The sequence below is a fragment of the Micromonospora sp. WMMA2032 genome (assembly GCF_002688545.1).
Taxonomy (GTDB): Bacteria; Actinomycetota; Actinomycetes; order Mycobacteriales; family Micromonosporaceae; genus Micromonospora; species Micromonospora sediminicola.
Window position 1 is genome coordinate 5,700,298 of the sequence record NZ_CP024052.1, and the last position, 20,492, is coordinate 5,720,789.

The window sequence follows — 20,492 nt, forward strand, 5'->3', positions numbered from 1 at the left end:
CCAGTGCCGTCAAGAGTACGAGGGGAATCGGAATTGCGTGATCCTGCGCGTGGAAGCGTTCCCAACAACCGGTACGGACTCGGGCAGTGGTGACCGTTGTGCCGATTGTCACCGAACGGTCCCAGGCCTCGCGAAGTTCGCTTAACCTTCGCCCACCGATCGCTGACGAGCCGGGATTACCGGTGGTCGCTCCCGGGGTATGTCCGAACTGAACCTTCGTTAAGTGTCAATGGCGCGCGTGGGAGGCTCTGGTGGCAGCGCAAGAGACGGTCGAGCACAAGTACGTCTACGACTTCGCCGAGGGCAACAAGGACCTCAAGGACCTGCTCGGTGGCAAGGGTGCCAACCTCGCCGAGATGACCAACCTCGGCCTGCCGGTCCCGCCCGGCTTCACCATCACCACCGAGGCCTGCAAGGCGTACCTGACGACCGGCCGTGAGCCGGACGGCCTGGCCGGTCAGATCGAGGCCCACCTGGAGTCGCTGGAGCGCGAGATGGGCCGCCGCCTGGGCGACCCGGACGACCCGCTGCTGGTCTCCGTACGCTCCGGCGCCAAGTTCTCCATGCCCGGCATGATGGAGACCGTCCTCAACGTCGGCCTCAACGACCGCAGCGTGGTCGGCCTGAGCAACCAGGCGGGTGGGAACGACAGGTTCGCCTGGGACTCCTACCGCCGTCTGATCCAGATGTTCGGCAAGACCGTCTGCGAGGTGCCGGGCGAGGAGTTCGAGCACGCGCTCGACGAGGCCAAGCGCGCCAAGGGCACGCAGAACGACCTCGACCTGGACGCCGACGACCTGCGCGGGCTGGTCGACGCGTACAAGCAGATCTTCGCCAAGCACACCGGTCGCGAGTTCCCGCAGGAGCCGCGGGAGCAGCTCGACCTGGCCATCCGCGCGGTCTTCGACTCGTGGAACGCGGAGCGGGCGATCCTCTACCGCCGCCAGGAGCGGATCCCGGCCGACCTGGGCACCGCGGTCAACGTGGTGAGCATGGTCTTCGGCAACCTCGGGCCCGACTCCGGCACCGGCGTCGCGTTCACCCGCGACCCGGGCAGCGGCGCGCAGGGCATCTACGGCGACTACCTGGCCAACGCCCAGGGCGAGGACGTGGTGGCCGGCATCCGCAACACCGTGCCGTTGCAGGATCTGGAGCGGCTCGACAAGACCTCCTACGACCAGCTGCTCGGCATCATGGCCCGGCTGGAGGAGCACTACAAGGACCTCTGCGACATCGAGTTCACCATCGAGCGCGGCAAGCTCTGGATGCTGCAGACCCGGGTCGGCAAGCGCACCGCCGCCGCCGCGTTCGTCATCGCCGGCCAGCTCGTCGACGAGGGCCTGATCGACCTGGACGAGGCGCTGCACCGGGTCAACGGCGCGCAGCTCGCCCAGCTGATGTTCCCGCGCTTCCAGCTCGACCACGAGTTCCAGCCGGTGGCCAAGGGCATCGGCGCGTCCCCGGGCGCCGCCTCCGGCAGGGTGGTGTTCACCTCGGCCCGCGCCGTCGAGCTGGCCGCCGAGGGGGAGTCGGTGATCCTGGTCCGCCGGGAGACCAACCCGGACGACCTCAACGGCATGATCGCGGCCAAGGGCATCCTCACCTCGCGCGGCGGCAAGACCAGCCACGCCGCCGTGGTGGCCCGGGGCATGGGCAAGACCTGCGTCTCCGGCGCGGACGAGCTGGAGGTGAACGTCCCGGCGAAGACGTTCACCGTCGGCGGGCACACCGTCGGCGAGGGCGACGTCGTCTCCATCGACGGCACCACCGGCAAGGTCTACCTCGGCGAGGTGCCGGTCATGCCGTCGGAGGTGGTCCAGTACTTCGAGGGCGAACTCGACCCGGAGACCACCGACGATCCGCTGGTCCGGGCCGTACACCGGATCATGACGCACGCGGACGCGGCGCGGCGGCTGCGGGTCCGCACGAACGCCGACACCGGCGCGGACGCGGCCCGGGCCCGGCGCTTCGGCGCCGAGGGCATCGGCCTGTGCCGCACCGAGCACATGTTCCTCGGCGACCGCCGGGAGCTGGTCGAGCGCCTCATCCTCGCCTCCGGCGAACGGGAGCGCGACGACGCGCTCGCCGCGCTGCTGCCGTTGCAGCGGGCCGACTTCGTCGAGATCTTCCGGGAGATGGACGGCCTGCCCGTCACCGTGCGGCTGATCGACCCGCCGCTGCACGAGTTCCTGCCGCCGCTGGAGCAGCTCGCGGTCAACGTCGCGGTCGCGCAGGAACGCGGCGAGGACGTGGCCAAGGAGGAGGCGCTGCTCTCCGCCGTCCGGCGGATGCACGAGGAGAACCCGATGCTGGGCCTGCGCGGCGTGCGGCTCGGCCTGGTCATCCCGGGCCTGTTCGCGATGCAGGTGCGCGCGATCGCCGAGGCCGCCGTCGCGGTCGTCCGGGACGGCGGCCGGGCCTGCCCGGAGATCATGGTGCCGCTGGTCGGCGCGGTGCAGGAGCTGGAGACGGTACGCGCCGAGGCCGAGAAGATCATCGCCGAGGTGGTCGGGGACAGCGGTGTCGAGGTGCTGATCGGCACGATGATCGAGGTGCCCCGGGCCGCGCTGACCGCCGGCCAGATCGCCGAGGCCGCCGAGTTCTTCTCCTTCGGCACCAACGACCTGACCCAGATGGGTTGGGGCTTCTCCCGCGACGACGTGGAGGGCGCGTTCTTCTGGCGCTACCTCGAGCTGGGCATCTTCGGCATCTCGCCGTTCGAGTCGATCGACACCGACGGTGTCGGCCGGCTGGTCCGGATCGCCGCCGAGGAGGGCCGGGCGGCGCGGCCCGGGCTGAAGCTGGGCGTCTGCGGCGAGCACGGCGGCGACCCGGAGTCGGTGCACTTCTTCCACTCCGTCGGGCTGGACTACGTCTCCTGCTCGCCGTTCCGGGTGCCGGTGGCCCGGCTGGAGGCCGGTCGCGCGGCCATCAGCACCACCGGTTCCGACTCGCGCTGAACGCCGCCGGGCGGGCCGTCGCCGACCTGCGGCGGCCCCGCCTGGCGCGCCATCGCGGCCACCCCGGCGTAACCTGAGCTTCCGCCACGTGTCGATCAGGAGGGGTGTCCGCATGAGCGCCGTCTGGGAGAACCTGACCATCGACGCCCGGGACCCGTCCCGGCTCGCCCGCTGGTGGGCGGAGGCGCTCGGCTACCAGGTGACCGTCGACAAGCCGGACGAGGTGGAGATCCGCCGGACCCCCGACTCGCTGCCCGGGATCGTCTTCGTCCCGGTGGCCGGGCCGAGGGCGGGCAAGAACCGGCTGCACATCGACCTGCGCCCGGCCGACCAGGAGGCCGAGGTGGAACGGCTGGTCGACATGGGCGCGCGGCACGTCGACATCGGGCAGGGCGAGGTGGAGTGGACGGTGCTGGCCGACCCGGAGGGCAACGAGTTCTGCGTCTTGCGCCCGCGAAACGACGTTGCACGCTGACGACGCGGAGCGGCTGGTCGTCGAGGCGCCGAAGGACACCGGCTACGGGCGTTCGCCGTTCGAGCGGGACCGGGCCCGGGTGCTGCACTCGGCGGCGTTCCGTCGGCTCGCCGCGAAGACCCAGGTGCACGCCGCCGGCACCGACGACTTCCTGCGGACCCGGCTGACCCACTCGCTGGAGGTCGCGCAGATCGCCCGGGAGATGGGCGCCCGGCTCGGCTGCGACCCCGACGTGGTGGACACCGCCGGGTTGGCGCACGACCTGGGGCACCCGCCGTTCGGGCACAACGGCGAGTACGCGCTGGACGAGCTGGCCGCCGCCTGCGGCGGCTTCGAGGGCAACGCGCAGACGCTGCGGGTGCTGACCCGGCTGGAGGCCAAGGTGCTCGCCCCGGACGGGCGCTCGGCCGGGCTGAACCTGACCCGGGCCGCGCTGGACGCGGTCGGCAAGTACCCGTGGCCGCGCCGGCCCGGCGAGCGCAAGTTCGGCGTGTACGCCGACGACCGGCCGGTCTTCGACTGGGTGCGCGCGGGCTCCCCGCCCGGCGACCGCCGCTGCCTGGAGGCCCAGTTGATGGACTGGGCCGACGACGTGGCGTACTCGGTGCACGACGTCGAGGACGGCATCCACGGTGGGTACGTCGACCTGCGCCCGCTGCTGGCCGACCCGGACGAGCGGCGGGCGCTCTGCGCCGACGTGGCGGCCACCTACTCCGGGGAGGCGCCGGAGGACCTGGGCGAGGTGCTGGGCGGCCTGCTCGCCGATCCGGTGCTCGCCCCGCTCGCCGCGTACGACGGCAGTCACCGCGCCCTCGCCGCGCTGAAAGCCACCACCAGCGTGCTCACCGGCCGCTTCGTGTCGACCGTGGTGGCGGCCACCGAGGAACGCCACGGTCCCGGCCCGCACCGCCGCTACGCGGCCGACCTGGTGGTGCCGCGCCGCATCCGGGCGCAGTGTGCGCTGCTCAAGGGCATCGCCCTGCGCTACGTGATGCGTCGTCCCGGCGCCCTTGGTCGCTACACCCGGCAGCGGGAGCTGCTCGCCGAGCTGGTCGCCGTGCTGCGCGACCGGGCTCCGGACGCGCTCGACCCGGTCTTCGCCCCGCTCTGGCGTGAGGCCCCGGACGACGCGGCGCGGCTGCGGGTGGTGGTCGACCAGGTCGCCTCGCTCACCGATCCGGCCGCGCTGGCCTGGCACGCCCGGCTGGTGTCGGCGGGCTGACCGCACCGCCCCCCGGGCGCGGACGAGAAGTTAGGGTAGCCTAAGCGGCATGACGGAACGCCCGAAGACGCTCACCGCCGCCACGGTCGTCCGGACCTCGCGGCCCACCCCGCACCTGATCCGCCTCGTGCTGGGCGGGGGCGAGCTGACCGGCCTGCCGGTGGGGACGTACACCGACCACTACGTGAAGTTCGTCTTCCCGCCGGCCGGGGTGACCTACCCGCACCCGGTCGACATGGCCACCATCCGGCGTGAGTTCCCGGTCGAGCAGTGGCCGCGACTGCGCGCGTACACGGTGCGGGCCTGGGACGCGGCTGCCGGCGAGCTGACCGTGGACGTGGTCCACCACGGCGACGAGGGGCTGGCCGGCCCGTGGGCGGCCGCGCTGCGCCCCGGTGACCGGGTGCTCTTCGCCGGGCCCGGCGGCGCGTACGCCCCGGACCCGGCGGCCGACTGGCACCTGCTGGCCGGGGACGAGAGCGCACTCCCGGCGATCGCCGCCGCCCTGGAGCGGCTGCCGGCCGGCGCGCCGGCCAAGGTGTACGTCGAGGTGGGCGGCCCGGCCGACGAGCTGCCCCTGGTCAGCGCCGGTGCGGTCGAGCTGCGGTGGCTGCACCGCGCCGGCCGTCCGTTCGGCGCGCCGCTGGTCGAGGCGCTGCGAGCGTTGGAGTTCCCGCCCGGCCGGGTGCACGCGTTCGTGCACGGGGAGGCCGGCGCGGTCAAGGAGCTGCGCCGGCTGCTGCGGGTCGAGCGGGGCGTGCCCCGGGGGGACCTGTCCATCTCCGGCTACTGGCGGCGCGGCATGGACGACGAGGGCTGGCGTTCCACCAAGCCGGCCTGGAACGCCGAGGTCGAGGCCGAGGAGGCCGCCGCCGTCTGACCCCGACGGCGGACCTGGGGGTTTTCGGCCCGGGCGGGGTGCCGGTCCGCCGAGGATGGGGCCATGGCGGAACAGGTGGGGGAGCGGCCCGCGACGCGACCGGCCGACCGGGTGGTGCTCGGGTTCGGGGTGGCCGGTGTGCTGGCCGTGGTGCTCTGGGGCGTGTTCGCCCGTGGCTCGTTGGCCCGCTTCGGCGAGGCCGGGCTGAACTGGACGATCGACACCTTCGGCTGGTTCTTCGTGGTCGCCGCCGACGCGTTCCTGGTGCTGGCCGTGGTCGTCGCCGCCTCCCGGTTCGGCCGGATCCGCCTCGGGGCCGACGACGAGGAGCCGGAGTTCACCGGGCTGGCCTGGATCGCCATGATGTTCAGCGCCGGCATGGGCATCGGCCTGGTCTTCTTCGCCGTCGCCGAGCCGATCCAGCACTACGCGGCGCCGCCGCCCTCCTCCGGCGTCGAACCGCAGACCGGCGCCGCCGCGGCCACGGCCATGCAGTACACGCTGTTCCACTGGACGCTGCACCCGTGGGGCATCTACGCGATCGCGGCGCTCGCGCTGGCGTACTCGACGTTCCGCAAGGGGCGGGGCAACCGGATCTCGTCGGCGTTCGCGCCGCTGCTGGGGGCCCGCACGGACGGCGTGCTCGGCCGGGCGATCGACCTGCTGGCGGTCTTCGCCACGGTGTTCGGCTCGGCGACCAGCCTCGGGCTGGGCGCGCTCCAGGTGGCGGCCGGTCTGGACCTGGTGGTCGGCGTGGCGGACAGCCGGGCCGTCGAGTTGGTGATCATCGGCGCCCTGACGCTGGCGTTCGTGATCTCCGCGTTCTCCGGACTGCACCGTGGGGTGAAGTGGCTGTCCACGACCAACGTGCTGATCGCGGTCCTGCTGATGCTGTTCGTCTTCGTGGTCGGCCCGACCGTCTACACCCTGGAGGTGCTGCCGGCCGCGGTCGGCGACTACCTGAGCGGCCTGGTGCGGATGTCGACCCGCACCGGCGCCTTCTCCGACCCGGCCTGGCTGGGCTCGTGGACGATCTTCTACTGGGCGTGGTGGATCTCCTGGGCGCCGTTCGTCGGCACCTTCATCGCCCGCATCTCGCGCGGGCGTACGGTCCGGCAGTTTCTGATCGGGGTGCTGCTGGTGCCCAGCGGCGCGAGCGCGGTGTGGTTCGCGGTGCTGGGCGGGACCGCGCTGCGGACCCAGGCCACCGGCACCCGGGACCTGGTGGCCGACGTGGGCGCCGGCTCCGAGCAGGCGCTGTTCGGGCTGCTCGACGCGTTGCCGCTGGCGACGCTGACCAGCGTGCTCGCCATGCTGCTGATCGCGCTCTATTTCGTCACCAGCGCCGACTCCGCCTCCCTGGTGCTCGGGTCGTTGAGTTCGCGCGGCGCGCTGCGGCCGCACCGTGGCGTGGTGGTGCTCTGGGGCGTCCTCATCGGCGCGGTCGCCGCCGCGTTGCTGCTGGCCGGTGGTCTGGCCGCGTTGCAGCAGGCCACCATCCTGGTCGCGTTGCCGTTCGTGGTGGTGATGCTCGGCCTGGCCGTGTCCATGGTCCGGGAGATGGCCGCTGATCCGGCGCTGCGCGGCGGGGCCCGACCCCGGCGCTCCGGACTGGCCGCCGCGGTCCGGGCCGCCCGGTCGTACGAGGAGGAGGATCCGCCGCCGGTCACCCGGTGGTTGCACCGCCCGCGCCGTTGAGCGGATGTACCTCAAGCTATAGTAGAGGTGCTACATTCCGGGGCATGACTGCGGTCGAACTCCCGGGGGCTGTCGCGGCTCCCCGACCTCCCGACGAGGACCTCGTCCTCGACGTCCGCGACCTGCGCATGCGCTACGGCGCCGTCGACGTGCTGCACGGCGTGGATCTCACCGCCCGGCGGGGCGAGGTGGTCGCCCTGCTCGGGCCGAACGGCGCCGGCAAGACCACCACCATCGAGATCCTCGAAGGCTTCCGGCTGCCGTCGGCCGGCACGGTCCGGGTGCTCGGTGTCGACCCGGCTCGCGGTGACGAACGGTGGCGCGCCCGGCTCGGCGTGGTGCTCCAGTCCTGGCGTGACCACGGCAAGTGGCGGGTGCGGGACCTGCTGGCCCACCTCGGCGACTTCTACGCGCCGTACGCCACCGACCGGATCCCGCGCCCGTGGCCGGTCGACGACCTGCTGGCGACCGTGGGGCTGACCGCGCACGCCGGCAGCCGGGTGGCCCGGCTCTCCGGGGGGCAACGCCGGCGGCTCGACGTGGCGGTCGGCATCGTGGGCCGGCCGGAGCTGCTGTTCCTGGACGAGCCGACGGTCGGCTTCGATCCGGCGGCCCGGCGCGAGTTCCACGAGCTGGTGCACCGCCTCGCCGACCTGGACGAGACCACCATCGTGCTGACCACCCACGACCTGGCCGAGGCGGAGAAGCTGGCCGACCGGATCCTCATCCTGGCCGGTGGCCGGATCATCGCCGACGGCTCGCCGGACCAGCTGGCCCGGCGCGTCGCCGGGGACGCCGAGGTCCGCTGGACCCGCGACGGCGAGCGCTACGTGCACGCCACCGCCGACGCCACCGCCTTCCTGCGCGACCTGCTCCGCGAGCACGGCGACCGGGTGCGGGAGCTGGAGGTGCGCCGGGCGAGCCTGGAGGACGCGTACCTGACGCTGGTGCACGAGGAGGAGACCGGGATCCGCACCGGCCGGGCCGAGCGGGTGTGGCAGCAGGAGGAGAACCGATGAACCCGACCACCGCCGCGCTGCGCGCCGGGCTGCGGCGCGGCCTGATCGAGCTGCGCACCACGTTCACCAACGGCCAGGACCTGTGGAACTACTTCTTCCCCACCGCCGTCCTGCTGGTCGCCATGTTCTTCATGCGCGGCTCGACCGTGCCCGGCACCGACTTCTCGCTCGGCGCCCGGACGCTGCCCAGCGCCCTGGGCATGGGCCTGCTCTTCGGCGGCCTGCTCGGGCTGGCCCAGCAGCTCATCGTCGACCGGGAGGACGGCACGCTGCTGCGCGCCAAGGCGATCCCCAACGGGATGCTCGGCTACCTGGTCGGCAAGCTCGTGCTGATCTCGGCGATCTCACTGATCGGCCTCGTCATCCAGCTCGTACCCGGACTGTTCTTCCTGGACGGGCTGCGGCTCGGCGACCCGGGCGCGTGGCTGACCCTGGCCTGGGTGGTGCCGTTCGGTCTGGTGGCCACGCTGCCGCTCGGCGCGGTGATCGGCTCGCTGATCGAGAACCCGCGCAACATGGGCCTGGTGGTCCTGCCGATCTTCGGTCTCATCGCCCTGTCGGGCATCTTCTACCCGATCAACGGCCTGCCCGGCTGGCTCCAGGGCGTCGCCCAGGTCTTCCCGCTCTACTGGCTAGGCTTGGGCATGCGCTCGGCGCTGCTCCCGGCCGACCTGGCGGCGGTCGAGCTGGGCGGCTCCTGGCGCCACCTGGAGACGCTCGGCGTGCTCGGCGCCTGGGCGCTGCTCGGGCTCGTGCTGGCCCCGGTGGTGCTGCGTCGGATGGCCCGCCGGGAGTCCGGCTCGCGGGTCGCGGCCCGGCGGGAGCGGGCCATGCAGCGGGTCGGATGAGAGGGCGTCGATGAGCGAGACCGTGCACAACCGGATCGCGGTGCTGCGCGCCGAACGGGGCATCTCTCGCCGGCAACTGGCCGACGCGCTCGGTGTGCACTACCAGACCGTCGGTTATCTGGAGCGCGGCGAGTTCCGGCCCAGCCTGCACCTGGCGCTGCGCATCGCCGCCCACTTCGAGGTGCCGGTCGAGGTGGTCTTCTCCATCGAGCCGTTCCCGCGCATCGGGGACCCCACAGCGGTCCGCTCGGCCTGAGCCGGCGGGGGCGGGCGGCGTCCGCCACACGCCCGTCCCCCCGGCCACCGGATCGTCGGTCCGGCAGGGCAGGATGTACGCCGAGGAGGTGGCGGCCATGGCGGGGCGGATCCGGGACGAGGACATCGCGCTGGTCCGCGAGCGCGCCGCCATCGCGGACGTCATCTCCGAGGTGGTGACGCTCAAGTCGGCCGGCGGTGGCAACCTCAAAGGGCTCTGCCCGTTCCACGACGAGAAGAGCCCCTCGTTCAACGTCTCGCCCGCCCGCAACGTGTTCTACTGCTTCGGCTGCGGGGTCGGCGGCGACGCGATCAAGTTCCTGATGGATGCCGAGCACCTGAGCTTCGTCGAGTCCGTCGAGCGGCTCGCCGCCCGGGCCGGCATCCAGCTGCGCTATGTCGAGGACGACCGGTCCGCCCCGCGCCCCCGCCCGCAGCAGGGGCAGCGGCAGCGGCTGGTGGCCGCGCACGCCGCCGCCGTCGAGTTCTACCGCGCCCAGCTCACCACCGCCGGCGCCCGTCCGGCCCGGGAGTTCCTCGCCGGGCGCGGCTTCGACCGGGCCGCCGCCGAGCGCTACGGCTGCGGTTTCGCCCCCGACGGGTGGGACCTGCTCACCAAGCACCTGCGTCAGCAGGGCTTCAGCCACGACGAGCTGGTCACCGCCGGTCTGTCCCGCCCGGCCCGCTCCGGCTCGCTGATCGACCGGTTCCGCCGCCGGCTGATGTGGCCGATCCGGGACATCACCGGCGACGTGATCGGCTTCGGCGCCCGCAAGCTCTTCGACGACGACGACGGCCCGAAATACCTCAACACCCCCGAGACGCCGATCTACAAGAAGTCGCACGTCCTCTACGGCATCGACCAGGCCAAGCGGGAGATCGCCAAGCAGGGCAAGGTGGTGGTGGTCGAGGGCTACACCGACGTGATGGCCTGCCACCTCGCCGACGTGCCGACCGCGGTGGCCACGTGCGGCACCGCCTTCGGCGGCGACCACATCTCGGTGCTGCGTCGGGTGCTCTTCGACAGCGACGAGCGGGCCGGGGAGATCATCTTCACGTTCGACGGCGACGCCGCCGGGCAGAAGGCCGCGCTGCGCGCCTTCGAGGACGACCAGCGCTTCGTCGGGCGCACGTTCATCGCGGTCAGCCCCGACAACATGGACCCGTGCGAGCTGCGCCTGGCCAAGGGCGACCTGGCCGTCCGGGACCTGGTGGCGCGTCGCGAGCCGCTCGTCGACTTCGCGCTCCGGCACGTCATCAACCGGTTCGACCTCGACACCGTCGACGGTCGGGTGGAGGCGATGCGCCGGGCCGCGCCGCTGGTCGCGAAGATCAAGGACCGGGAGAAGCGCCCGGAATACGTCCGCAAGCTCGCCGGGGACCTCGGCATGGAGATCGAGCCGGTGCAGCGTGCCGTGCTGGCCGCCGCGCACGGGCAGCCCGCCGCCGGCGGGTCCGCCTCCGCGTCCGCGCCGACCCGGCGGGGCCAGGCCGCCCCGAGCGTGGACAGCCCACGCTCCATGGTGGAGCGGGAGGCGCTGAAGCTGGCGCTGCAGGAGCCGGTGCTGGCCGGTCCGATGTTCGACGCCGTCGAGGCCGCCGACTACCAGCACCCGGTGCACGTGGCGGTGCGCGCCGCCGTGGCCGCCGCCGGCGGGGCGTCCGGTGCCACCGGCGGCGCGGTCTGGATCGAGCAGGTCCGCGACGCCTGCGACGACCTGGCCGCCCAAGCGCTCGTCGGCGAGCTGGCGGTCGAGCCGCTGCGCATCGACGGCGAGCCCGACCCGAGGTACGTGTCGGTCACCATGGCCCGGCTCCAGTGGAGTTCGGTGACCGGCCGGATCCGGGACCTGAAGTCGAAGATCCAGCGGATCAACCCGGTCAGCAACAAGGACGAATACTTCGCCCTGTTCGGGGAGCTGCTCTCGCTCGAACAGCACGCGCGGGCGCTGCGCGAGCAGGCCGCCGGAGGACTGTGATGGGTCTGTTCAACCGCCGCCCGAAGCTCCCGCCGGCCGACCGGCCGCCGCTGACCGCCGACGAGCGGGTGCTGGCCTGGGCCGCCGCCGGCAACGGCGAGGGCGACGGCGTGCTCGTCGCCAGCAACCGCGGGCTCTGGCTGCCCGGCCGCGCGGAGCGACTCGGCTGGCACGACATCCTCAAGGTGGTCTGGTCCGGCCGGGAGCTCACCGTCACCCCGGCCGAGACGGTCGGCGAACGCGACGGCGGCTACCTGGTCGTCGCCGACCTCCCGGCCGAGACCTACCTGCTTGTCGACCCCGGTGACCTGCCGCACCAGGTGCGGACCCGGGTCACCGGCTCGGTGGCGTACACCGCGCACCATCCGGTGCCCGGCGGCGCCGGCCGGATCGCCGCCCGCCGGGTGCCCGGCGTCGACGGGCTGAGCTGGACGGTCCGGTACGACCCGGGCACGCCGGCCGACGACGAGGCGGTGGTCGCCGAGACCGACCGCCTGGTCGCCGCGGCCCGGGCCACCACCACGCCCGCCGACGTCTAACCACCCGGGCCGTCAAGCGCCGGTTGCCGGTCCTCCGGCATCGCCGCCCCGCGCCGTGCCGTCACCTCGCGGGCGGCCATGACCGCGACGGCGATCGAGACGAGGTACCCGGCGAACAGGACGGCCAGGAGCCCGCGGGCCGGCGGGCCCCAGTGCCACATCAGGGCACCGGAGACGGTGGCGGTCGCCAGGTTCAGGACGACATAGAAGCGGGCCAGCCCTCGCCCCCACCGGTAGGCCCACGCACGGTCGCCGCGCAACCCTCCACAGACGATCCCGGTCACGATGGCGAGCAGGAACGACGCGATGATGTCGCCGAGCCAGACCGCCGTGCCGACGGGGTGTTCGAGGGTATCGAAGAGCAGCAGGTCGACCGGCCCGAGGAGGGGCGCGAGATTCAGGGTGGTGAGCAGCCACAGGGTGCCGCGGAACAGCACCGAGCCGACCAGGCCGATCGTCAGCCAGGTGCCGGCGCGTCCGTTGTGGGGCACGCCCGGATTATGCGCCGTCCGTCGTCCCGACGGGGGCGCCGCCGGGGCGACCGCGTCGACCGGTGACGGTGACGCCCCGGCGTCCCCAGGACCCGGTCAGACCGCGGTGGAGAGACGGACCGGCACCTGCATCTCGGTCACCCACCGCTCCGGGTCGTCCATCGGGCAGTCCAGGTAGACCTCGCGGGCGAAGCCCGGATCGATCGCCCGGTGGCCGTTGTCGTCGATCCAGGTGGCGATCTTCTGGCCGGTCCGGAACGCCTCCGACATCGCGCCGTGGTGCAGCGCGGTCGCCGCGTCGCCGACGGGCGGGAGCGTGACCACCTCGAAGCCGTCGGCGTGGTCCACCTCGGCCTCCCCGATCGGGAACGCCGCGTGCACCCGGATCGTCTCGTCGCCCGGCTCGGACGGCGTCGGCTCGTACCAGGCGATCGGCGCGCCCGTGACCCTCACCCCGTGCCGTTCCAGCAGCTCCATCAGTCGCGGATAGAGCGGAGAGAGGTTCTCCGTGATCGACGTCGGGTGGTCGTAGCCGGCGGCGGTGGCGGACAGCTGCGCCACCCGGATCGCCGGGATGTTCTTCAGGACGACGTCTCCGGAGTCCATGTGTCCCTCGCTCTCGATCATCCGGAGGCGCGCGTCGACCTGGGCCAGGCGGGCGGTGTCCTGCCGCATGCGCGCGGCCAGTTCGGCCCGGCGCAGGCGCAGCATGCCGCGCAGCTCGGCGGCGTCCACCTTCTCGTCGATCAGCGCCTGCACCTGCTGGAGGCTGAAGCCCAGGTCCTTGAGGGCGGTCACCCGGTTGAGCAGGCGCAGCTGCGCGGCGGTGTAGAAGCGGTAGCCGCTGTGCGGATCGACGTGGGCGGGACGCAACAGGCCGATGGCGTCGTAGTGGCGCAGCATGCGCACCGACACCCGGCCCAGGCCGGCGAACTCTCCGATACTGAACATGGTCCTCCCAGCTTCGGCCCTGACACCGTGTGAGGGTCAAGCTCGGCGCGGTCAGCCGTCGTCGCGGTAGAACCTCGCCGCTCCCGGGTGCAGCGGGATCGGGTCGGTCAGCGCCGCGCTGGACCGGGTGAAGTTGGCCGCCTCCGGGTGCACCTGGACCAGCTCGCCCTGCCAGGTGAAGAGCACCCGGGTCAGGTCGTACGCGAGCTGGTCCGGCATGTCCGCGGCCACCAGGATCACGTTCGCCACCGTGATGGTCGGCGTCGGCTCGGGCGTGCCGTAGACCTCCTTCGGCAGCGTGGCGGTGGTGTAGACCGAGCCGTAGCGGGCCCCCAACGGCTCGATCAGTTCGGTCAGCGGCAGCAGCCGGAACGCACCGGGGGCGGCGGAGAGCAGGTCCTTGACGCCGGGGGTGGGCAGCCCGCCGGAGAAGAACATGGCGTCCAGCGCGTTGGCCCGCATCTGCTTCACGGTCTCCGGCAGCGACAGGTTGACCCGCCGGATGTCCCGGTCCGGGTTGATGCCACCGGCGGTGAGCAGGCGACCGGCGATGATGTCGGTGCCGGACCTCGGCGAGCCGGTGGAGATCCGCTTGCCGCGCAGGTCCGCGAAGCTGCGGATCTTGCCGTCGGCCCGGACGATCACGTGGGTGTAGTTGCTGTAGACGCGGGCCAGCGCCCGCACCGGCTGCGGTTGCTTGTCGAACGCGCCCCGCCCGTTGACCGCGTCCGCGGCGGTGTCCGCCAGGCTGAACGCGATCTCCATGTCGCCACCGGCCACCCGGGTGATGTTCTCCACCGACGCCCCGGTCGGCTCCGCCCGTGCCTCGTAGCCGGGCAGGTGGCGGCTGATCAGGTCGGCGTACCCGCCGCCGAGCTGGTAGTAGACGCCGGTGGTGTTGCCGGTGGCCAGGAAGATCCGCCCGCCGTGCCACGCCGGCGTCCCGGCGTCCCCGCCGCCGCAGCCGGCCAGCAGCGCGACCGCCGACAGGGCGGCCACCAACCACCGCGGGCGGCCGGTCACCGGCGGGCCGCCGGTTCCAGCGCCTCCGCCACCCGCTGCACCAGCGTCGCCGTCTCGTAGCCGATCTGGCCCAGGTCGCAGCCGGGCGCGGCGAGCACGCCGAGCAGCGCCCGCTCACCGACCGCCATCACCAGCATCACGCCGCCGTCCATGTCCACGATCTGCTGGCGTACCCGGCCGGCGGACATCAGCCGGGCCGCCCCGACGGTCAGGCTCGCCAGACCGCTGATCACCGCGGCGAGCTGGTCGACCTGGTCGGCGGAGAGGTCGGGGGAGGCGGCGAGCCGCAGGCCGTCCTCGGAGACCGCGAGCGCGTGCGAGACGTCCGGCACCTGCTCGGCGAAGTTCGCCAGCAGCCAGTCGAGTCCGGCGGTAACGGGTGTGGTCATGGCGTTCTCCCGGTGGGTGTGGTGTTCGGGGCACGGCGCGTCGCGCTGGCCACCCCCTCGGCGAGGGCGGACAGCCGGGCGCGTACCACCTCGGGGTCGAGCAGGTCCGTCGCGGGCGGTGACGCGGGGGCGTCGGGCATCGGCGCGGGCAGGTGCCCGCCCCGGGTCCGGCGCGGCAGGCCGGCGGCGGTGGTGGACACGGGCGCCGGCGGCGCGCTGGCCGGGCGGATCCGCGCCACGCTGGGCGCCAGCAGGGCGCTGCCCGGGGGGCGTACCGCGGCGACGCCCCGCACGACGCCCGCCGACGGCGCGGCCTCGGCCGTCACCGGCGCGGCGGCGACCAGGCCCCGGGTGGTGGCCGGGCGGGTCGCGGCCGCGCCCGCGGTGAACCAGGGCGCGGCGAGCCCGGTCGGTGACCGGCGTTCGGCGGTGGGCCGGCGGCTCACCGACTCGACCCGGGTCAGCACCGACTCGGGCACCTCCACCTGGGCCACCGTGCCACCGGAGGCGTCGTGCAACTGCACCCGGATCCCGTGCCGGGCGGCCAGGTGCGCCACCACGTGCAGGCCCATGCTGCCGGCGGCGGCGCTGGACAGCGTGGCCGGCACGGCGAGCCGCTCGTTGATCTCGGCCAGCCGGCCGTCGCTGATGCCGATGCCCTGGTCGTGCACGCGCAGGACGAGGCCGTCGACGGTGCGCCGCCCGTCGACCAGCACCCGGGCGTCCGGCGGGGAGTAGACGGTGGCGTTCTCCAGCAGCTCGGCCAGCAGGTGCACCAGGTTGCCGACGGCCGCGCCGTGCACCGCGGCGGTCGGCACGTCGATCTCCACCCGGAGGTAGTCCTCGATCTCGGAGGCCGCCGCGCGCACCACGTCGTCGAGGAGCAACGCGCCCTCGTGCCCCCGCCCGGGCTCACCGCCGGCGAGGACCAGCAGGTTCTCGCCGTTGCGCCGCAGCCGGGCGGCCAGGTGGTCCAGCGCGAAGAGCCGGGCCAGCGCGTCCGGGTCGGTCTCCTCGCGTTCGAAGTCGTCGAGCAGCCGGAGCTGCCGGGTGATCAGCGTGCGGATCCGGCGGGCCAGCGCCTCGGCCATCCGGGTCACGTCCAGCCGCAGCTCCGCCTGCTGGCCGGCGAGGCGCAGCGCGGCCCGGTTGACGGTGTCGAACGCCTCGGCGACCTGGGCCACCTCGTCCTGACCCCGACGGATCCCGTCGGTCATCCGGGTCGCCGGACCCTCCGCCGGCGCGCCCTCGCCCGCCGCGATCGCGGTGATCCGGTCCGGCAGCTCCCGGTTGGCCATGGTGAGCGCGGCGACCCGCAGCCGGCGCAGCCGACGGCTGGTGCGTACCGCCAGCAGCACGGCGGTGACCAGCGACCCGAGCGCGACGGTGCTGGTCGCGCCGGCGGTCAGCACCGCCCGCCACCGGGCGGTGCCGGCCAGGTCGGCGGCGTCGCGGTCCAGCCCGTCGGAGAGTTCCCGGCCGAGCAGGTTGTACCGCCGGATGGCACCGCTCTGCGCCACGTACCAGGCGTCGCCGTCGGTCTCCAGCGTCTCGGGCGCGCCGTCGGTGTCCAGCACGGTGTCGCGCATGCGCCGGGCGGTCGTCACGTCCGTGCCGTCGACCAGCCGGTACCAGGCGGTGTTCGCCGGGGCCGAGGCGATCCGGAGGAACTCGGCCTGCCGTTGCTCCCGGGCCCCCCGGAGCCGACCGAGCCGGGCCAGCTCGCCCCGTTCCAGCGCACCCCGGACGAAGACCGCGCGGAGCAGGTCGCGCTCCAGCGCGGACAGGTGCTCCTGGGCGGCCACCGACGCCACCTCGCGCGCCTCGTTGGCCAGGCCGGCGTCGCGGAGCTGGCTGGGCAGCGCGTCCGCCACCGCGAGCAGCGACTCGACGAGCGTCCCGTACGCCGGGTCGCCGCGCTCCCCGGCCAGCGCCAGTTCCCGGGCCGGGCCGAGCCGGTCGAGGTGGCCGTTCGCGTCGTCGAGCACGGCGGCCAGGTCGGGGGCGGCCCGCCGGGCGTCGCCACCGGCCGAGCGGTAACGGTCGACGGCGGCGTCCACCCGACGTCGCTGCGCGTCCACCAGCGGCCGACCGGAGGCGCCGCCCCGCTGGCGCAGCGCCGCCGTCTCACCGAGTTCCCGTTCCAGCTCGTGCACCAGCCGTACCGTCGCCGTTGCGGTGCCGGCGAGCACGCGGGCCCGGTCGGCGTCGGCGGACGCGTCCAGCGCGGCGCCGGTCTGGGCCGCGCCCAGCACCACCAGACCGGCGGTCGCCACCAGGATCGGGGCGAGCAGCTGGACGCGGACCGACCGGAGACGCCCGGCGCGGTCCGCGGAACGGTGGTGGCGGCGTACGCGGGTGGGGTGGGGCAGCGGCACGGGGGTCTCCCGGTCGATGTCGGTGGGCCGGGCCCGGACAGGGTCCGGGCCCGGCCGGTCGGGTCAGCTCGCGCCGAGGTCGGTGAGCGCCCGTTCCGCGCCCCGGTGCAGCGGCACCGGGTCGGTCTTGCGGGCGTTGCCCAGCTCGATGCCCTTGGCGGCCGGGTTGGCCTGGGCGAGGACGTCCTTGCGGTCGAAGACGGTCCGGGTGATCGCGCAGGCCACGTCCGCGTCGAGGTTGTCCCGCACGAGCAGCACGTTGGGCACGACGATGGTGGGCACGTCGGCCGGTGTCTTGTAGATGTCCTTGCCGATGGTGCCGGCCTGGTAGGCCGGGTTCAGCCCGGACATCGTCGGCAGCAGCGGGCTGATGTCGACGAACCGCACCTTGTCGCCGGCGGTGGTGAACAGGTCGGTGACCCCGCCGGTCGGGATGCCGCCGGACCAGAAGAACCCGTCGATGCTGCCGTCCTTCATGCCGTCGACGGTCTTGGTCAGGTCGAGCCGCTGCGCCTGGACGTCCTTGGCCGGGTCCAGCCCGGCGGCGGTGAGCAGGCGGTTGGCGATGACCTCGGTGCCGGACTTGGGCGAGCCGGTGGAGATCTTCTTGCCCTTCATGTCCGCGACCGAGGTGATGCCCGCGTCGGCCCGCACGACCACCTGCGTGTAGTTGTCGTAGATCCGGGACAGCGCCTTGACCGGCTGCGGCGAGCTGAAGCTGCCCTTGCCCTGCACCGCGTTGACCGCGGTGTCGAACAGGGAGAACGCCACGTCGTACTGGCCGGCGACGAGCTGCTCGACGTTCTGCACCGAGGCGCCCGTCTCGGCGGCCGTCCCGGTGAGCTTGCCGTCGGTGGTCTTGCTCAGCTCACCGGCGAGCGCGTTGCCGACCACGTAGTAGACCCCGGTGGCGTTGCCGGTGGCGATGCCGACCCGGGTGTCCTTGGTGACCTTGCAGGTGACGTCGCGGGCGGCGTCGTCCGTCGCCGCGCCGTCCTGTCGGCCCCCGCAGCCGGCGGCGCCGGCGGCGACCAGGGCCAACGCCCCGACGCCCGCCGCTATTCGCGTGTCGATCCGTCTCATCCTCTGTCCTCCCCATGGTGCACGGACTTCAAGGCCGACGGGCGGCCGGCGCCACGTCGGACGTACACGCCCGCGACGGTCAGCGCGGCGAGCGCCGCGCCGACCGCCATGGGCAGCGGTTCCAGCCAGAGCAGCACCAGTCCGGCGACCGCGCCGAGGAGCCGCTCCGGCGTCCCGGCCGGGCCGACGCCGGGCAGCCACCCGCCGGCCGCCACGGCCAGCACGGCGACGCCGAGCGCGGAGACCGCGCCGGCCAGCACGATCCGCCCCACCCCGCCGATGCCGAGCAGGCCGAGGCCGGTCGGGGTGATCACGAAGGCGAGCGGGATGAGGTACGCCGGCAGCGCGTACCGCAGGGTCTGCCACATGGTCGGCACCAGCCGGCCGCCGGTGACCGCGGCGGCGGCGACCGCGGCCAGCGCGGTCGGCGGCGACACCTCGGACAGCACCGCGAAGTAGAAGACGAACATGGCGGCGGCGGGGGCGGCGACGCCCAGGTGCAGCAGCGCCGGGCCGATGATCACCCAGCCGATCACGAAGGACGCGGTGACCGGCACGGCGAGGCCGAGCAGGCTGAGCGCGACCGCGGCGAGCACGGCGGTGAGCGCCAGCACCACGGCCGGCTCCGAGCTGACCGACTGCGCGCCGGAGACCAGCAGCGCGGCCGCCTGCGGGCCGAGACCGGTCTTGGTGGTGGTGGCGGTGATGATGCCCGCCGCGGCGCACACCGCGCTCACCGCGAGCACCCCGCGGACGCCGTCGCGCAGCGCCGCGACCAGCCGGGCCGGGGTGAGCCGGTGCCGGCGGTCCAGGAAGGACAGCACGGCGGCGAGCGCGGTGGCGATCACCACGGCCCGCATCGCCGAGGCGCCCAGCGCCAGCACCACCACGATCACGAGCAGGGAGAGGAAGTGGTAGCCGAAGCGGGCCAGCAGCCGCCAGGCCGAACCGGTGTCGATGACCACCGGCCGCACGCCGGAGCGCCGGGCGTCGATCTCGACGGAGAGCAGGATGCCCAGGTAGTAGAGGACGGTCGGCACGGTGGCCCAGCCGAGCACCTGGAGGTAGGACACGCCCAGGTACTCGGCGATGATGAAGGCCGCCGCGCCGAGCGTCGGCGGCGACAGGATCGCGCCGACCCCGGCCGCGGCGAGCATGCCGCCGGCCCGCTCGGCGGGGTAGCCGGCGCGGCGCAGGATCGGCCAGGTCACCGCTCCGATGCTGACCGTGGTGGCGGCGCCGGAGCCGGAGACGGTGCCGAGCAGGAAGCCGGAGGCGACGGCGGTCCGCCCCGCGGCGGTGCGGGAGCGGCGGAACGCGGCGGCGGAGAGCTCCACGAAGAACCGACCCGCCCCCGAGAGGTCGAGCACCGCGCCGTAGATGGTGAACAGCACGATGTACGACGCGGCCACGTCGAGCGGGGTGCCGTAGAAGCCGCTGTCGGAGTTGTAGAACGCGTCGACCAGCTGCCCGAAGTCCAGCCCCGCGTGGGCCACCGGCCAGGACTGGGGGAGCAGCCCGCCGTAGTAGCCGTAGCCGAGGAACATCACGCACACCGCCGGCAGGATCCATCCGGTGGTGCGGCGGCACGCCTCCAGCAGCAGGAGCAGCAGCCCGGTGCCGAACGCCACGTCGAGCGGGTCGAGCAGGCCCTGCCGGTCGAGGAACGCGTCGTAGCCGCCGCCGGCCGCGCCGAGCGTCACCGGCAGCACCGGGTAGAGGCAGACCAGCAGCGCGGCGAGCGCGAGGGCCCAGTCGACCGCCGTCGGCCCGGGCCGCCCGGTCGCCGTCCGCCGTGGCCGCACCCCCGAGGGGTACGCCAGGAAAACCATCGGGAGTACGCCGGCGAGAAAGATGATGAGGTAGTACTTGCTCCCCTGGGGCAGCGGGAAGAACACCTGCCAGAGCGTCAGCAGCGCGACCGCGACGGTGATCGCGGTGAAGAGCCGGCCGACCGGTCCGGAGAGCGTCCGCCCCGGTTTCTCCTCCTCGAACCGCGCGGCCAGTTCGCGGGTGTCCGGGTGGTCCGGGTCCCGGGTGTGGTGGTGCGTCTCGCCCGGCCCGTCGTCGGCCCACGCCGGGTCGCCCACCCCGCCGTCGTCGGGCGGGAGCGGCACCGCGTCGGAGTCCACTTCGGACCCCGGACGCCCGCCGGCGGGCGTCCGGGGTGACGGGGGAGTGGAGTCGGAGGGGCGAACGGGTGGCACGAGGGGGCACGATACGCGAATGGCGCACATGATGGGAACATTGCCGATCGTGATTGCATTGAGTGACGGAATGAGCCTTCGCTCACTCACCGCAC

17 protein-coding genes are annotated in these 20,492 nt (G+C 73.7%); 10 read left to right on the plus strand and 7 right to left on the minus strand.

Annotated elements, in window-relative coordinates:
• Positions 1–251: 251 nt before the first annotated feature.
• The 10 genes from ppdK (at position 252) to CO540_RS26570 (ending at position 11,875) form a co-directional block, all read left to right on the plus strand.
• On the plus strand, positions 252–2,960 hold the full coding sequence (ppdK, locus tag CO540_RS26525) for a pyruvate, phosphate dikinase (RefSeq protein WP_099164046.1): 2,709 nt from the start codon (positions 252–254) through the stop codon (positions 2,958–2,960).
• Between the two features lie 112 nt (positions 2,961–3,072).
• A complete protein-coding gene (locus tag CO540_RS26530) occupies positions 3,073–3,435 on the plus strand; it encodes a VOC family protein (protein WP_099164047.1) in 363 nt (120 codons plus the stop codon).
• Positions 3,425–4,657: a deoxyguanosinetriphosphate triphosphohydrolase gene (locus CO540_RS26535; protein ID WP_099164048.1), complete on the plus strand. Its 1,233-nt coding sequence runs from the start codon at positions 3,425–3,427 to the stop codon at positions 4,655–4,657. The genes CO540_RS26530 and CO540_RS26535 overlap by 11 nt, the downstream gene beginning before the upstream one ends.
• A gap of 49 nt (positions 4,658–4,706) precedes the next feature.
• Positions 4,707–5,537 (plus strand): siderophore-interacting protein, encoded by an 831-nt coding sequence (locus CO540_RS26540; RefSeq protein ID WP_099164049.1) that lies wholly within the window; start codon positions 4,707–4,709, stop codon positions 5,535–5,537.
• Between the two features lie 63 nt (positions 5,538–5,600).
• A complete protein-coding gene (locus CO540_RS26545) occupies positions 5,601–7,235 on the plus strand; it encodes a BCCT family transporter (protein WP_099164050.1) in 1,635 nt (544 codons plus the stop codon).
• Between the two features lie 44 nt (positions 7,236–7,279).
• Complete coding sequence (locus CO540_RS26550) at positions 7,280–8,254, plus strand: ABC transporter ATP-binding protein (RefSeq protein WP_091572190.1); 975 nt, start codon at positions 7,280–7,282, stop codon at positions 8,252–8,254.
• Positions 8,251–9,102: an ABC transporter permease gene (locus CO540_RS26555; protein ID WP_098746908.1), complete on the plus strand. Its 852-nt coding sequence runs from the start codon at positions 8,251–8,253 to the stop codon at positions 9,100–9,102. The genes CO540_RS26550 and CO540_RS26555 overlap by 4 nt, the downstream gene beginning before the upstream one ends.
• Positions 9,103–9,112: 10 nt before the next feature.
• Positions 9,113–9,358 carry a helix-turn-helix transcriptional regulator gene (locus CO540_RS26560; protein ID WP_099164051.1) on the plus strand — a complete coding sequence of 82 codons (246 nt, stop codon included), beginning with the start codon at positions 9,113–9,115 and terminating at the stop codon, positions 9,356–9,358.
• A 73-nt stretch (positions 9,359–9,431) separates the two neighbouring features.
• The gene (gene dnaG / locus CO540_RS26565) at positions 9,432–11,336 is read left to right on the plus strand and encodes a DNA primase (protein ID WP_099164052.1); all 1,905 of its coding nucleotides are present in this window, start codon (positions 9,432–9,434) and stop codon (positions 11,334–11,336) included.
• Positions 11,336–11,875 (plus strand): hypothetical protein, encoded by a 540-nt coding sequence (locus CO540_RS26570; protein ID WP_099164053.1) that lies wholly within the window; start codon positions 11,336–11,338, stop codon positions 11,873–11,875. Before dnaG ends, CO540_RS26570 begins: the two co-directional genes overlap by 1 nt.
• On the opposite strand, the gene CO540_RS26575 is transcribed toward CO540_RS26570, so the two are convergent.
• From CO540_RS26575 to CO540_RS26605, 7 genes are all read right to left on the minus strand, one after another.
• The gene (locus CO540_RS26575) at positions 11,872–12,366 is read right to left on the minus strand and encodes a hypothetical protein (RefSeq protein ID WP_099164054.1); all 495 of its coding nucleotides are present in this window, start codon (positions 12,364–12,366) and stop codon (positions 11,872–11,874) included. The genes CO540_RS26570 and CO540_RS26575 overlap by 4 nt on opposite strands.
• Before the next feature lie 96 nt (positions 12,367–12,462).
• The gene (locus CO540_RS26580; protein ID WP_099164055.1) at positions 12,463–13,317 is read right to left on the minus strand and encodes a MerR family transcriptional regulator; all 855 of its coding nucleotides are present in this window, start codon (positions 13,315–13,317) and stop codon (positions 12,463–12,465) included.
• A gap of 51 nt (positions 13,318–13,368) precedes the next feature.
• Positions 13,369–14,316 carry a TAXI family TRAP transporter solute-binding subunit gene (locus tag CO540_RS26585; protein WP_253866208.1) on the minus strand — a complete coding sequence of 316 codons (948 nt, stop codon included), beginning with the start codon at positions 14,314–14,316 and terminating at the stop codon, positions 13,369–13,371.
• A gap of 20 nt (positions 14,317–14,336) precedes the next feature.
• Positions 14,337–14,729, minus strand: coding sequence for a roadblock/LC7 domain-containing protein (locus CO540_RS26590; RefSeq protein ID WP_091572222.1), 393 nt, complete (start codon positions 14,727–14,729; stop codon positions 14,337–14,339).
• Entirely contained in the window at positions 14,726–17,107 is a 2,382-nt protein-coding gene (locus CO540_RS26595; RefSeq protein WP_099164057.1) for a sensor histidine kinase, read from the minus strand. The genes CO540_RS26590 and CO540_RS26595 overlap by 4 nt, the downstream gene beginning before the upstream one ends.
• Before the next feature lie 63 nt (positions 17,108–17,170).
• Positions 17,171–18,190, minus strand: coding sequence for a TAXI family TRAP transporter solute-binding subunit (locus CO540_RS26600; RefSeq protein WP_091572230.1), 1,020 nt, complete (start codon positions 18,188–18,190; stop codon positions 17,171–17,173).
• Positions 18,187–20,427 carry a TRAP transporter permease gene (locus CO540_RS26605; RefSeq protein WP_371682247.1) on the minus strand — a complete coding sequence of 747 codons (2,241 nt, stop codon included), beginning with the start codon at positions 20,425–20,427 and terminating at the stop codon, positions 18,187–18,189. Before CO540_RS26605 ends, CO540_RS26600 begins: the two co-directional genes overlap by 4 nt.
• Between the last annotated feature and the right edge of the window lie 65 nt (positions 20,428–20,492).

Bases quoted from the DNA above. Each gene is read 5' to 3' on its own strand.
- CO540_RS26530 (WP_099164047.1), top strand. From the start codon at position 3,073: ATGAGCGCCGTCTGGGAGAACCTGACCATCGACGCCCGGGACCCGTCC.
- CO540_RS26540 (WP_099164049.1), top strand. From the start codon at position 4,707: ATGACGGAACGCCCGAAGACGCTCACCGCCGCCACGGTCGTCCGGACC.
- CO540_RS26545 (WP_099164050.1), top strand. From the start codon at position 5,601: ATGGCGGAACAGGTGGGGGAGCGGCCCGCGACGCGACCGGCCGACCGG.
- CO540_RS26550 (WP_091572190.1), top strand. From the start codon at position 7,280: ATGACTGCGGTCGAACTCCCGGGGGCTGTCGCGGCTCCCCGACCTCCC.
- CO540_RS26555 (WP_098746908.1), top strand. From the start codon at position 8,251: ATGAACCCGACCACCGCCGCGCTGCGCGCCGGGCTGCGGCGCGGCCTG.
- CO540_RS26560 (WP_099164051.1), top strand. From the start codon at position 9,113: ATGAGCGAGACCGTGCACAACCGGATCGCGGTGCTGCGCGCCGAACGG.
- dnaG (WP_099164052.1), top strand. From the start codon at position 9,432: ATGTACGCCGAGGAGGTGGCGGCCATGGCGGGGCGGATCCGGGACGAG.
- CO540_RS26570 (WP_099164053.1), top strand. From the start codon at position 11,336: ATGGGTCTGTTCAACCGCCGCCCGAAGCTCCCGCCGGCCGACCGGCCG.
- CO540_RS26580 (WP_099164055.1), bottom strand. From the start codon at position 13,317: ATGTTCAGTATCGGAGAGTTCGCCGGCCTGGGCCGGGTGTCGGTGCGC.
- CO540_RS26590 (WP_091572222.1), bottom strand. From the start codon at position 14,729: ATGACCACACCCGTTACCGCCGGACTCGACTGGCTGCTGGCGAACTTC.
- CO540_RS26600 (WP_091572230.1), bottom strand. From the start codon at position 18,190: ATGAGACGGATCGACACGCGAATAGCGGCGGGCGTCGGGGCGTTGGCC.
- CO540_RS26605 (WP_371682247.1), bottom strand. From the start codon at position 20,427: ATGTGCGCCATTCGCGTATCGTGCCCCCTCGTGCCACCCGTTCGCCCC.